Origin of the sequence: Flavisolibacter nicotianae (genome assembly GCF_003628535.1) — a bacterium.
In the GTDB taxonomy this organism is placed as follows: domain Bacteria; phylum Bacteroidota; class Bacteroidia; order Chitinophagales; family Chitinophagaceae; genus Flavisolibacter; species Flavisolibacter nicotianae.
This window is the reverse complement of the sequence record NZ_RBCI01000001.1, coordinates 377,932-391,107: the sequence shown is the minus strand read 5'-3', so window position 1 is coordinate 391,107 and position 13,176 is coordinate 377,932. Positions and strand designations below refer to the sequence as shown.

The 13,176-nt window shown below is 52.4% G+C and carries 11 protein-coding genes; 8 read left to right on the top strand and 3 right to left on the bottom strand.

The window, feature by feature from the left end:
• Positions 1-84: 84 nt before the first annotated feature.
• Entirely contained in the window at positions 85-1,272 is a 1,188-nt protein-coding gene (kbl, locus tag D6024_RS01650) for a glycine C-acetyltransferase (protein WP_121352464.1), read from the top strand.
• 30 nt (positions 1,273-1,302) lie between these two features.
• On the opposite strand, the gene D6024_RS01645 is transcribed toward kbl, so the two are convergent.
• Positions 1,303-1,908, bottom strand: coding sequence for a hypothetical protein (locus tag D6024_RS01645; RefSeq protein WP_121352463.1), 606 nt, complete (start codon positions 1,906-1,908; stop codon positions 1,303-1,305).
• Between the two features lie 137 nt (positions 1,909-2,045).
• Here D6024_RS01645 and D6024_RS27410 point away from each other — a divergent pair, with 137 nt between their 5' ends.
• From D6024_RS27410 to D6024_RS01625, 4 genes are all read left to right on the top strand, one after another.
• Entirely contained in the window at positions 2,046-2,171 is a 126-nt protein-coding gene (locus tag D6024_RS27410; RefSeq protein WP_262670683.1) for a hypothetical protein, read from the top strand.
• A 243-nt stretch (positions 2,172-2,414) separates the two neighbouring features.
• Positions 2,415-4,070, top strand: a complete 1,656-nt coding sequence (locus D6024_RS01635) for a M28 family metallopeptidase (protein ID WP_121352461.1) — start codon at positions 2,415-2,417, stop codon at positions 4,068-4,070.
• 201 nt (positions 4,071-4,271) lie between these two features.
• Positions 4,272-4,784, top strand: a complete 513-nt coding sequence (locus tag D6024_RS01630; RefSeq protein ID WP_121352460.1) for an RNA polymerase sigma factor — start codon at positions 4,272-4,274, stop codon at positions 4,782-4,784.
• Positions 4,774-5,373: a hypothetical protein gene (locus tag D6024_RS01625; RefSeq protein ID WP_121352459.1), complete on the top strand. Its 600-nt coding sequence runs from the start codon at positions 4,774-4,776 to the stop codon at positions 5,371-5,373. The genes D6024_RS01630 and D6024_RS01625 overlap by 11 nt, the downstream gene beginning before the upstream one ends.
• Positions 5,374-5,503: 130 nt before the next feature.
• Here D6024_RS01625 and D6024_RS01620 read toward each other — a convergent pair whose 3' ends face one another.
• Both D6024_RS01620 and D6024_RS01615 read right to left on the bottom strand, forming a co-directional pair.
• Entirely contained in the window at positions 5,504-6,751 is a 1,248-nt protein-coding gene (locus D6024_RS01620) for a PQQ-dependent sugar dehydrogenase (protein WP_121353449.1), read from the bottom strand.
• A gap of 112 nt (positions 6,752-6,863) precedes the next feature.
• On the bottom strand, positions 6,864-8,258 hold the full coding sequence (locus tag D6024_RS01615) for a DUF2339 domain-containing protein (protein WP_162944467.1): 1,395 nt from the start codon (positions 8,256-8,258) through the stop codon (positions 6,864-6,866).
• A gap of 73 nt (positions 8,259-8,331) precedes the next feature.
• Between D6024_RS01615 and D6024_RS01610 the strand changes: the two genes are divergently transcribed.
• The 3 genes from D6024_RS01610 to D6024_RS01600 are packed head-to-tail and all read left to right on the top strand — an operon-like array spanning position 8,332 to position 12,942.
• Positions 8,332-9,498, top strand: a complete 1,167-nt coding sequence (locus D6024_RS01610; protein ID WP_162944466.1) for an Lnb N-terminal periplasmic domain-containing protein — start codon at positions 8,332-8,334, stop codon at positions 9,496-9,498.
• Positions 9,479-10,288, top strand: coding sequence for an alpha/beta fold hydrolase (locus D6024_RS01605; protein ID WP_121352457.1), 810 nt, complete (start codon positions 9,479-9,481; stop codon positions 10,286-10,288). The genes D6024_RS01610 and D6024_RS01605 overlap by 20 nt, the downstream gene beginning before the upstream one ends.
• Positions 10,289-10,293: 5 nt before the next feature.
• Entirely contained in the window at positions 10,294-12,942 is a 2,649-nt protein-coding gene (locus D6024_RS01600; protein WP_121352456.1) for a PKD domain-containing protein, read from the top strand.
• The last annotated feature ends 234 nt before the right edge of the window (positions 12,943-13,176 follow it).

The window sequence follows — 13,176 nt, the reverse complement described above, 5'->3', positions numbered from 1 at the left end:
ATTCAAAAAGCGGTTTCCCCGGCGGGGCCTTGTCTTTTTTGGCGCCTGAATTTTTACTTTTGCCTTCTTTTTAAATCACGCTGTATGAACGACAAATTCATTGAACGGTTACGAACAGAAATCCAGGAAATCAAAGATTCTGGTCTCTATAAAAACGAGCGGATCATTACCTCGCCGCAGGGTGCGGAGATCACGGTGAATGGAAAGCAGGTGTTGAATTTTTGTGCGAATAACTATTTAGGCCTGTCTTCTCACTCAAAAACAATTGAAGCGGCACACCACTACATCGACAGCCGCGGTTACGGCATGAGTTCCGTGCGGTTCATTTGCGGCACGCAGGATATACACAAAGAACTGGAGGCGAAGCTGGCAAAATTCCTCGGCACGGAAGACACGATTCTGTATGTCGCAGCCTTTGATGCTAACGGTGGTGTGTTCGAACCCCTCTTCAACGAGCAGGATGCCATCATTTCCGATGCGCTGAACCATGCTTCCATCATCGACGGTGTTCGCCTGTGCAAGGCGCAGCGGTACCGCTACGAGCACAACAACATGGACGACCTCGAAGCAAAGCTGAAGGAAAGTGCCCACCTGCGCAGCCGCATCATTGTCACCGACGGCGTGTTCAGCATGGATGGGACGATTGCCCAACTGGACAAGATCTGCGACCTCGCCGACAAATACGACGCCATCGTGATGATGGATGAAAGCCATGCTTCGGGCTTTGTGGGCAAAACCGGCCGTGGTACCCACGAATACCGCAATGTGATGGGGCGCATCGATATCATCACCGGCACCCTCGGAAAGGCACTTGGCGGCGCCAGCGGCGGCTTTACCAGCGGACGCAAAGAGATCATCGAGATCCTCCGCCAGCGCAGCCGTCCCTACCTTTTCTCCAATACCCTGGCGCCGTCCATAGCCGGTGCGTCCATTGCGGTGCTGGACATGCTGAGCGAAACAACAGAGCTCAGAGATAAACTGGAAAACAATACAAAATACTTCCGCAGCAAGATGACGGAAGCGGGCTTCGACATCAAGCCCGGCGAGCACCCGATCGTGCCCATCATGCTCTATGATTCGGTTTTGGCCGCAAAATTTGCCGATGCCCTGCTGCAGGAAGGTATTTATGTGATCGGCTTCTTTTTTCCCGTGGTGCCCAAGGGGCAGGCCCGCATCCGGGTGCAGATCAGTGCGGCCCACGAGCAGGCGCACCTGGACAAAGCAATTGAAGCCTTTACCCGGATTGGAAAAGACCTGGGTGTGTTGAAATAAAAAAATGTCCCGCGAAAGCGGGACATTTTTTTACAGGTTTAGCGAAAGATGATTGGCCGCTTCTTTGACTTCATCGGGCTTTAGGTTCGTGCCATTCAGCACCACCAGGAGCCTGTCGTTGCTCACGTAGGTGAGCGAAGACTCATTCCCTTCTTTTTTATAGTTTTCAATGGCCTTGACCCCTTTAAAGTCGATGGTCTTGGTGTATTCCTTATCGCTTTCCTGCTGGAAGTTCATGGCGCCCCAGTAGGTCATGGTGTACAAGGCCGAACCGGCTTCCCCGGCGCAATCGTACACGACCACTTTCAGTTCGGTGGAGTCATCTTTCCGGTAGGTTCCTTCTGCCATGGCATAGCCCATGGTGCTGCTGGTGTTGTAGCTGCTGCGTTTCATGCCGGCCAGTTCTTCGGGCAGCAGGGCTTTCAGTTGGTCCAGGCGCAGGGGCGTGAGTTTTTTCAGTTCCTCAATCTTTTCCTGCGACTTGTCGGATGCTTCAGCCATTTTTTGCATGTCAACCGTGGTGGTTGTGGAGGAGCCGTCTTCGTTCTTTTGAATGCTTTTTACTTTGGCCTTGTCGTTGCTGCAGGATGCAAGGATCAAAAACGCAGCCCACAGGGCGGGGAGAAATTTTTTCATGTTGTTTGGTTTGGTTAAAGAAAGCGTTGCTGCTTTTAAAATTACGTTTTTGCGGCTGCATCACAAATGGACAAAAAAGCGCAAAGACAATAAAAGCCGGACCGGGACGTTTTTTTGAAAATCCCCTTCATTTGCACATGAAAAAAGCGCTTCTTTCTTTTTCAACGGCTCTTCTGCTATTGGTTGTCTTCAGCTCATGTGCGACCAACCGCGACTGCCATGGCGTGAAGCATACCACGCTGTCCAACGGTGTGAGAATATAGCCCGGGTCTTCCCTTTCGCATTATGCGAAATGCCCTTCCTGCTCTGTTCCGGTTGCATGTTTGCACGGCAATCGATACCCGGTCCGCCGGGTAAGACAGGCGACAGGCAAAAATCCGGGAATGGGTAACCGGTGCTGGAAAAAATCCGCGTCTCGTATGGCCGCAAGTGCCGGAAAACAAAGGATATCACCGTCTTCACTATCTTGTGCCTTTTGCGTAGAACACCTAATTTCCGAGCACATAATGAAAAAACGATTTTTGCTTTCACTCACCGGCTTCGCGTTGCTGGTGAATACCCTTTCTGCCCAGTTGACACCCGCCCTCAAACAAACCCTTGCTAATGTCAGTCCCGATGCCATCAAAGGCCACATGACCTTCCTGGCCGACGACCTGGTGGAAGGCCGGATGCCGGGCACAAGAGGATTTGCCCTTGCCTCCAAATACATGGAGTCGCAATTTATTGCACTGGGTTTGCAGCCGGGCATTGGCGACACCGCGTATGTACAAAAGGTTCCCCTGCAAAAGGGCTGGGTGGAAGAAAACAGCAGCACGTTCACCCTGACTGGAAAAAACAACAAAGAAGAGAGCCTGGCTTATGGAAAGGAATTTTTGCTGCAGCCCTATTTTGCAGCAGCCGAATCAAAGGTAACGGCGCTGCTGGTCTTCGTGGGCTTTGGCGTATCGGCACCGGAGTTTCACTACGACGATTACAAAGACATCGATGTCAAAGGAAAAATTGTGGTGTATTTACAGGGAGCACCAAAAGGCTTTCCCGAAAACGAAAGAGCCTATTTCGCAACGGCCGACGCAAAATATGCGGAAGCTGCCAAAAGGGGTGCTGTTGGCGTGATACTCCTGCTGCCACCTACTGTAAAACCGTCGGCGTGGGACGCGGCGGTGCGGAGAAGCAAAAACGGTTCGTACAAGTGGGTCAGCTCCGACGGCATCGCGGCTAAAAGCTACGAAACACTGAAAGCCGTGGCTTCCCTCAACCCGCAATACAGCGACCTTCTTTTTGGCAATGCATCTACAACGGCGCAGCAGGTCTTTGCACTGGCGGCAGAAGGAAAATCACATTCCTTTCCCTTGAATATTTCTGCCGCTATGGGTGTAAAGACCGCCACCAAAAACGTGGAAGGCTCTAACCTGGTTGGTATCATAAAAGGCAGTGATCCCGTGCTGAAAAATGAATACGTGGTTTACTCGGCGCACCTGGACCATTTCGGCATTGGCGCTCCTGTAAAAGGCGACTCAATTTACAACGGTGCACACGATGATGCCTCGGGCAATGCCATTCTCCTGGAAGTGGCGAAAGCGTATCGTTCACTGCCGGCACCACCCAAACGTTCCATTGCCTTTGCCGTGGTAACGGGAGAGGAGATGGGCTTGCTGGGCTCTGATTATTTTATCAATAACATGCCGCTGAAAGAGGGAAAAGTGGTGGCGAACCTCGCCATCGACATGCCCTTCTTTTTTCACCCGGTACTGGACATTGTGCCCTACGGCGCCGATCATTCCAGCCTGGGCGTGCAAACGCAAAAAACTGCGCAGGACCTCGGCCTGAAGATCAGTCCTGACCCGTTTCCCGAGCAGGTGGTTTTTATCCGCAGCGATCATTACAGCTTTATCAAAAAAGGCATCCCGGCCTTGTTTATCAAAAGTGGTTTTCTAACCGTGCCGTCCGATACCGTCGACCGCTCCAAATCGGATGTGGGTTGGCGCAGTACACATTATCACACACCGCAGGACGACATGCGGCAGCCATTTGATTTTACGGCGGCAACCATGCATGCAAAAGTCAATTTCCTGATTGGTTATTATGTGAGCAACGAAAAAGCGGCACCGGCCTGGAACAGAGGTGATTTTTTCGGGCAGAAATTCACCGCGAAGAGTCCCTGACAAGGACCATTACACGTTGTTTAAATTGCCGGTGTTAACACCGGCAATTTTCTTGGTGCTCTGCGGAGCGATAAAAATCAGAATGGACAAACGTGGCTAACCACGCAGGCTTTGCGTACCTCTTCCTGCCAAAAAAAATTTTTCTTCGTGCCTGTAACATTTCAGTTCAAACCGCGACTATTCTTTTAAACTAACTACCAATTGCAGAACAGGGAAGCCGAAAAAGCATTTGAAAAAAGCATTCGTGAACACGAAGGGCTGCTGCACAAGGTTTGCCGCATCTATGCTTCCACGGACGCCGACCGGCAGGACCTGTTCCAGGAGATGGTGATCCAGCTTTGGAAAGCCTATCCAAAATTCAAAGGGGAGTCAAAGTTCAGCACCTGGTTGTACAGGGTGGCCATTAACACAGCCATTACCGGGCTGCGGCAAAAAAAAGATTTCATTACGTCGGTAGAACCGGAAAACCTTCCGCACAACAGCAGCGAGGATACGTACAGTAAAGCCGAAGAGGAGCGCCTGCAGCAATTGTACCGGGCCATTGCACAACTGAACGAAGTGGAAAAAGCCATCGTGATGCTGTACATGGAAGACCGCTCCTACGATGAAATGGAAGATATCCTGGGCATCAGCAACAGCACCCTGCGGGTAAAGATGAACCGCATCAAAGAAAAATTACGACTGCTCACAAAAACGACTGACCATGGAACTTGATGACCTGAAACAAACCTGGCAACAGCAACGTCCCGAACCAATTAAAAACACAGATATCATGGAACTCATCCACCACAAAAGCTATGGCCCCATTGCAGCGTTAAAACGGGCTTTTTTAAAACAAATCAGGGTGATGATCATCCTTCCCATTCTTATTTTCCTGGTCAATGTAAACGATTGGCAAAAAGCGCTTACCAGTGTTTTGTTCTGGAGTTATGTTGTCTTCTGCGCCGGGGTGGTTGTTTACACCTGGTTCAATTACCGCATTGTCAGCCGGCTCGAAGGCATGGACGGCCGGGTGAAAACAACGTTGCAGGAGCAGATCGCGGTACTGGAAACAAGGCTCCGGCGCAACATGATCGGTCTCCGGGTTGTGCTGCTTTACTTCATCGTTTTACTCGAAGTACTGCCCTATTTTCAACACTACCGCATGCTGGACAAATGGCATAGCTTGTCGCCTTTGCTGCGGTTTGGCAGTTATGCAGGCTTTTTGCTGTTTCAATATTTTGTGAGCCGTCGCCTGTGCCAGCTCAAATTCGGCAGCCATCTCGATTATTTGAAAAATCTTGTCAGCGAAATGCATGATTGATGCCGGTTCAAGCGGAACAAATCGGATAAGAACGAGGAAGCAGTAGGCAATAAACAGTTTGTAGAGATTCGACTGCCAACTGCATACTGCTTACTGCATATTATCCTTTGCTTTTCAACACGAGCTTTGGCTAGCTTTTCTTCCGGATCTGGTAAAGTCTTCCGTCATCGGTAACGGCGTACAGGGCGCCGTCTTTGCCCTGGTGCACATCGCGGAAGCGCTGGCCTTCGCTGGCGAGCAGCATCTCTTCACCGGTCACCTTGTTGTTTTGAATGACCAATCGGGCAATGTGCGTGCTGCTCAATCCCCCGATAAACAAGTTGTTTTTCCATTCGGGAATCTGGTCGCCGCTGTAGAAGGTCATGCCGCTGGGCGACAGCACAGGGTCCCAGTAATAGACCGGCTGCTCCAAGCCCTCTTTCTGCGTGATGCCGTCGCCGACCTTTTTCCCGCTATACTCCAGCCCGTAGGTAATGGTGGGCCAGCCATAGTTTTTCCCGGCCTCGATGCGGTTGAGTTCATCGCCGCCGCGGGGGCCAAATTCGGCTTCCCACAGGTCGCCGGTTTCGGGATGAAAGGCCAGGCTTTGCACATTGCGATGCCCATACGAAAAGATCTCGGGCCGGGCGCCGGCACGGCCGGCAAACGGATTGCCCGCGGCGGGCTTTCCTTCTTTGGTGAGGCGCAGCACTTTGCCCAGCGCCGCGTTCAGGTCCTGGGCCAGGGGCCTTGTTTCAAGGTCCGAGCGTTCGCCGGTGCTCACAAGCAGGTTGCCCGAACGGTCAAACAGGATCCGGCCGCCGTAGTGCAGGGCGCTGTTGTGTGCAGGCGTGGCCCGGTAGATCACCGTCGCTCCTTCAATGGTTTTTTCATCTGCCGACAATTTGCCTTTGGCCACAGCGGTTAGGTTTCCGTCGGGGGTTGCATCGGAAAAAACCCAGTACACCAGGCGGTTGCTGGAGAACGCAGGATCCAGGGTAAGTCCCAGCAGTCCACCCTGTCCGCTCGAATTTACCGCGGGCAATCCCGTAATGGGCTGGCCAAGTACACCGGCTGTAGTGGCAATGCGCATGGTCCCTTCCCGCTCTGTAATCAGCAGGCGGCCATCGGGGAGTGAGGTCATGCCCCAGGGGTGGTTAAGGGCCGACGTCAGCACCCGTGCTTCGTAAGGCGTGGTTGTCTTTACGCCCCTGATCCGCGTCTGGCCGGGAAAGGCCGGCTTGTAATCGGAGTTGGGCGGCTTGGTTTCGACAGGCGGGTTAGTGCTGTCCGTTGCCGGCGTGCCGGCATTGTTGGACGTGGCAGACGAGGGTGACTGGCTGCAGGCCTGCAGAAGCAAAGCAAGTGTGGCCGAAGCCAAAACGATTGGTTTGAACATGGTGTATGATTTGGAATGAGAAAAAGCAATACGGAAAACAGTGCCATCGCAAGTGGCGAAACCGTGCTGCAGGTTGCCTTTTCTTTTTACCAAAAACCGGGAATGCTTTTCCCTATTCGCCGAACAACCGCTCCTTGAATTTCTGGTAGAAAAAAGAAACCAACAGCAACAACACTCCCAGAACAAGATACGCAATCACTTTTTGAACGGTCGAAAAGGTCAGGCTGTCCAGCACCAGCAGTTTCAATAACGTAATTCCCATCAGCGAAATCGCTGCCATGCGCAAGGCGATCGATTTCAGCTTGACACCTATCGCAAACAGTACAACGGCCGTTAGCAGCCAAAGCAGGGTCACTACGATTCCTTTCCATTGAAAACCGATAAACAGAACAAACAGCGCCAGGGCATAGGAACCCAGCAGGGTTCGTGTTTGTTCTTCATTCCAGTAATGAAATAAAACGGCTTGTGCCGCCACGAAAAGAGAAAGAAAGAGAGCAATTACCGAAAGCGTTGCGTTCTCGAACGAATACCCAAAGACAAACAGCGCCGAAAGCGACAGGGCAATATTGTTCAGGAGCAGTTGGTACGAATGGGCCACATCCAGCTTTTCTTTCCGTACCAGTTTGGGCGAAGCGCCGTTTAGCAAAAACAGGAAAAAGAAAAGGCACATGAAAAGAAGACCTGTTCCCCTGAGTTGCATCGATTCCTGCATCACCAGCCAGGCGATAAAAATGATCCAGGTAATGGCTTGCGCCAGGCGGCCCATCAGGATCCAGGTCTTTTTAACGCTCAGCGCCAGGATGCCGGCATTGATGATGGTCATGTAAAGGAAAAGCAGTTGCGGGTTGCCCCGGTTGGGACTAATGAGAAAGGGAATGCCGTAAGCACCTACCAGCCCAAGCAGGGCAATTTCCTGCCGGTTGTACCGGATGGCTTCGAACACGGTGTACACGGTAAAAAGCACCATCAGCACGAAGGTGGCCGGGAACGAAAGCAGGGCATAATAGACAAAGGCTGCATAGGTGGTAAAATACACCGACGCCATGGCCCCGCTAAAGAGGATGGCGCTGAAGCCTTCATATGCTTTTCGCAGCTGGAACGAGAAAAACAACAGCGCACCGCTGGCCAGGTAGGCGAGGAGGATGCGCATCTTTTCCGAGATGAGGTTGGCATCGATGGCGTATTTCACGCCCAGCGAAAGGCCGATGACCAGCACGATCATGCCAACAAGGTGGATCAGGCGCAGACCAATGAGGTTTTCCAGCGAAGCATGCGGCAAAACGGTGCGACGAACCGGTGATTCCTGCGCTTTTGTTCCGGAGAGTTGGCGGAGTTCGTCCTGCAACCGGTGAATGGTTTGCGCCTGTTCCTGCAACTGCAGGGAAAGACGGGCCATTTCTTCTTCCAGTTTTTTCATCTTACCGGGATCGTTCATCGCCTCGCTTTTTACAAATAAAAAGTTTTTCACCGGATGGTACCTGTCTACCAGCAAAAAACAGTCCTGCACGGCAACGTTATTTAACATTGCTTCGACAGCGGCAGTATGTTTCTTCTCTATCTTTCCGCAAACTTGGCTTTGCTTGAAGAAGATCGTACTGGCTACCCTTTTGTCTATTTCGTTTGTTGGCGCTGCATTCTCCCAGGACAGTTGTGCATTGCGAATTTCCCTGCTGACTTGCTCACCCGGCGCCGAACTGTACTCCACGTTTGGCCATACCGCCATCCGGGTTACAGACCCTTCCGCCGGTGTTGATGACGTGTACAATTACGGCACGTTTGAGTTTTCCCCGGATTTTTATTACAAGTTTGTCAAGGGCCGCCTGCTGTATGCCTTGTCGGTCGAGGACTTCCGCGATTTTTATTTTAATTACCAGGCCGAAAGCCGTTCCATCGTGGAGCAGGAACTTTCGCTCAACTGCCTGCAAAAAGAGCAATTGTATGCGGCCCTCCGCACCAATGCGCTGCCGCAAAACCGGTTTTACCGCTACGATTTTTTATTCGATAACTGCACCACCCGGGCCGGGAAAATCATTGCGCAGAACAGCGGGGGAACGGTTCGCTATCCAACGCTGTTCCCTGTAAAAAAGCCTTCTTTCCGCGACCTGATTTATGTTTACCTGGACAAGGGACACCAGGACTGGAGCAAACTGGGAATCGATCTTTTGCTCGGCGCCAAACTGGACCGGGCGGCAACGAACGAAGAAACCATGTTTTTGCCCGATAATTTGCTGCGGGGGATGGACAGCGCGGCTGCGGACGGCAGGCTGCTTGTCGGGGGAAAAAAGCCTTTGCTCACCATGCCCAGCCTGGCGACCGGAAGTTATCTCATTACCCCCTTCGTCTTCTTTTCGCTGTTATTGGTTATTGTTGGCGGGTTGTCGTTGACCAAGAAAAGGTGGGCACAAAAAACGGTGGGTGTGTTTGATTTTGTGTTCTTCTTCCTCCTGGGCGCCGTTGGCGTGCTGCTCCTGTTTATGTGGTTCGGCACAGACCATGCGTTGTGTGCCAACAACTACAACCTGGTGTGGGCCCTGCCGACGCATTTGGTCGCTGCTTTTTTCCTGCACAAAAAAGCGGTGTGGGTAAAGAAATACTTTCGTGGCACGTTTGTGTTGACGGTGCTTTTACTTCTTTGCTGGGCTTTTTTGCCGCAACACCTGAACAGCGCTTTGTTGCCACTTGTTTTCTTAATAGCTTTAAGAAGCTGGATTCTTTCAACACAAAATCATGCAAAGCAAGGAATTTGATTACAGGGGAAAAACGATCGTTTACCGGACCGCGGGCAGCGGGCCGGTGGTGATGTTGCTGCATGGCTTTGGCGAAGACGGCACGATTTGGGAGGACCAGTTTGTGCTTTTCCCGGGCTATCAATTGCTGGTGCCCGATTTGCCGGGCAGTGGCCGTAGCGAAACCATTGAAGACATGAGCATGGAAGGACTGGCCGATGCGGTAAAAGCACTTCTTGATTCAACGGCTGGCGATACCACGCAAGTGGCGCTGATTGGTCACAGCATGGGCGGTTACATTACCCTGGCCTTTGCCGAAAAATACCCGGAATGGCTGCGGGGCTTCGGGCTTTTTCACTCCACGGCGTTTGCCGACAGCGACGAAAAAAAGGAGACCCGCCGCAAAGGCATCCGCTTCATCCGCCAACACGGTGCCGCTGAATTTTTGAAGATGTCGACACCGAACCTTTATGCGGAGGAAACCCGGAAGACACATCCCGAATGGATCGAAAAACAGGTGCGGGATACATGCAACTTTTCGGGCGACTCTCTCGTTCTATATTACGAAGCCATGATCCGGCGTCCCGACAGGACTGCCGTTCTGAAAGAAAGCCGGGTTCCCGTGCTTTTTGTGATGGGCCGCCATGATCCGGCGGTACCGCTGCAGGACGGGTTGAAGCAGTGTTACCTGCCGCAAAAAACGTATATTCATATCCTTGAGCATGCCGGTCATATGGGAATGATCGAGGAGTTAAACCAAACGAATCAAATCTTGTCACAGTTTGTAAACGCCACTCAAAAGACTGCCTGAACCTGATGAAAAAACGTCTGCTTTTTGTCAACCTGCTCTTTTTGCATGTGATGGCCTTTGCCAACCACATCACCGGTGGCGAAATGTTCTATACGCTCAAGTCGCAAGCGGGAAATGATTACACCTACGAAGTCACACTGAAACTGTACCGCGACTGCAATGCGCCGCCGGGCAGCGCCGAACTTGATCCTTCGGTGATCATCGGTGTTTTCGAAAACAATAACAACAGCAGCACGCCTTATCAAAAACTGACCGTGCAGCAAACCCGCATTGACTTACAAAGTCTTGGTACGCCTAATCCCTGCATCTCCAACCCGCCAACCGTGTGTTACCAGGTCGGGTATTACACGTTTGAAGTCACACTACCCGGCTCACTCGATGGTTACCTGATCACTTACCAGCGTTGCTGCCGTATCACGGGGATCAACAACATTTCGGGTAATTCAAACCAGGACGGCGCCACTTATACAGCGCAAATTCCCGGCACCCGGGTGCTGGCGACCGCGCCGGTTAACAACAGCGCCAGGTTCCTGGGAATTGACACGGTGATCGTTTGTGCCAACAACTATTTCTGCTACAACTTTGGTGCAACGGATGTCGACGGGGATGAGTTGCGCTATGCATTTTGTCCGGCTTATATCGGTGGTTCGCAGGGACGCTCTGTTCCAGATCCACCCTCGGCTCCGCGGGATGGTGTCTATACGGCTGTCCCCTATCAAAGCCCGTTCAGTGCCGCACAGCCTTTGGGTTCCGGCGTAACTATAGATCCAAATACCGGGATGATGTGCGGGATTGCACCGGGGGCAGGGATTTACGTCGTAACGGTTTGCGTGGACGAATACCGCAACGGGCAAAAGATTGCAACCCAGCGCAAAGACCTCCAGATCAAAATCGGTGATTGTAACGTGGCCAGGGCCGTGCCGGCGATCTTCGACATCAACGGGATCAAGATCAAGCCCGAAGCCGCAGGATGCCGGAGCTTTACTTACAGCTTTGCCAACGACGTTCCGTTCAACCCGCTGATCCATACCTATTACTGGGAGTTTAGCGACGGTGCGGTTTATAACACGGCCAATCCCAAACATACCTTTGCCGATACCGGCGTTTACACCATCAAGCTGGTGATCAACCGCGGCGAGCAATGCGGCGATAGTGCAACCTCTCTTTTGCGGGTATACCCGGGCTTTTTTTCGGGCTTTGTCTTTGGCGGAATCTGTGCCGGCAAACCCACGCGGTTTACCGATACCACCACTACGCTTTACGGGTTTGTGAATAGCTGGCAGTGGGACTTTGGCAATACCGCCGCCACAGACGACACTTCCCGGCAGCGCAACCCAACCTATACGTTTCCCCAGGAAGCGGCCTACAATGTGCGCCTGATCGTCACCTCCAGCAAGGGTTGTCTCGACACCGTTACCAAGTCCGTCGGCATCCTGACCAAGCCGCCGCTGAGCGTGGCTTTCAAGGATACCCTCATTTGCAACATCGACAGCCTGCAACTGCATGCTATTGGAAGCGGCGATTTCAGTTGGACACCGGCTACGCGTATCATCAACGCAAACACCGCCGACCCAACTGTTTTTCCAACGGCCACAACGAATTATGTGGTGCAACTGAACGACCAGGGTTGTATCAACCAGGATACGGTGCGGGTGCGGGTCGTAAGCTCGGTAAGCCTGCAGGCCATGCCCGATACCACCATTTGCAGTGGCGATATGCTCCGGCTTTCGGCTGTCACAAACGGGTTGCGTTATGTATGGAGCCCGGCAACATCGCTGCTGGACGATCCCACAGTATTGCGTCCGTTGGCACAGCCCGACCAAACGACCACGTACACCATTCGTTCCACCATTGGAAAATGCGTGGCAACCGATGACGTGAAAGTGACCTTGGCTCCCTACCCGGTGGCCAATGCAGGTCTCGACACCGCCATCTGTTACAACACACCGGCGCAACTGGCCGGCAGTCATAACGGCACCACCTTTTTCTGGTCGCCGACATCAACCCTGCTGGGTGCCAATACCCTGACACCAGTCGCCCGACCCAAGGCAACGACCGCTTATGTGCTGACATCTTTCGACAATAAAGGTTGTCCAAAGCCGGGCCGCGATACGGTGATAGTCGTTGTTAACCCGGAAGTTTTTGCCGATGCGGGGAAAGACACGGCTGTTGTTGTGGGACAACCCCTGCAACTCAACGCTTCGGGAGGTGAAAGCTATAGCTGGTCGCCTCCTACAGGATTGAACAACAGCCGCACGGCCAACCCGGTAGCCATTTATGATGGAAGCGCCGACAGCATACGTTATTTTGTAACCGTGGAAGATGCCATTGGTTGTTCGGATGTTGCTACCGTGCTGGTGAAGATCTATAAGTCCAACCCGGTTGTCTTTGTGCCGTCGGCCTTTACGCCCAACGGTGATGGAAAGAACGACGTTATACGTCCGTTAGCCGTGGGACTTTCGCGGATCGACTATTTCCGCATTTACAACCGCTGGGGCCAACTGGTATTTGAAACCTCGGTGAATGGCAAAGGCTGGGACGGAAAAATCAGCGGCAAGCCCCAGGGCACCGAATCCTACGTATGGATCGTCAAAGGGCAGGACTTCACCGGCAAGGTTTTGTTCCAGAAAGGAACGGTCACGCTGATCCGGTAGCCCCTGGCCTCCCCCCCTCCATGGAGGGGCTGACAACCGCACAGACCCTTGCTTTTGCAGGATACTTCAAAGCCTTCATCATACTTTAAGATGGAGGCTTTTTGCTGCCGTTTGGCGTCTTCGCCAAAGGCTTTTTCTTTGCCCCGGAGGGGCATCCTGTTAATAGAAACAAGAAGAGAAAAGAAATCAAAGCTCCGTAGGAGCGATATATTTTTTGTCACCAGAATAGCCATG

Bases quoted from the DNA above. Each gene is read 5' to 3' on its own strand.
- kbl (WP_121352464.1), top strand. From the start codon at position 85: ATGAACGACAAATTCATTGAACGGTTACGAACAGAAATCCAGGAAATC.
- D6024_RS01645 (WP_121352463.1), bottom strand. From the start codon at position 1,908: ATGAAAAAATTTCTCCCCGCCCTGTGGGCTGCGTTTTTGATCCTTGCA.
- D6024_RS27410 (WP_262670683.1), top strand. From the start codon at position 2,046: ATGAAAAAAGCGCTTCTTTCTTTTTCAACGGCTCTTCTGCTATTGGTT.
- D6024_RS01635 (WP_121352461.1), top strand. From the start codon at position 2,415: ATGAAAAAACGATTTTTGCTTTCACTCACCGGCTTCGCGTTGCTGGTG.
- D6024_RS01625 (WP_121352459.1), top strand. From the start codon at position 4,774: ATGGAACTTGATGACCTGAAACAAACCTGGCAACAGCAACGTCCCGAA.
- D6024_RS01620 (WP_121353449.1), bottom strand. From the start codon at position 6,751: ATGTTCAAACCAATCGTTTTGGCTTCGGCCACACTTGCTTTGCTTCTG.
- D6024_RS01605 (WP_121352457.1), top strand. From the start codon at position 9,479: ATGCAAAGCAAGGAATTTGATTACAGGGGAAAAACGATCGTTTACCGG.
- D6024_RS01600 (WP_121352456.1), top strand. From the start codon at position 10,294: ATGAAAAAACGTCTGCTTTTTGTCAACCTGCTCTTTTTGCATGTGATG.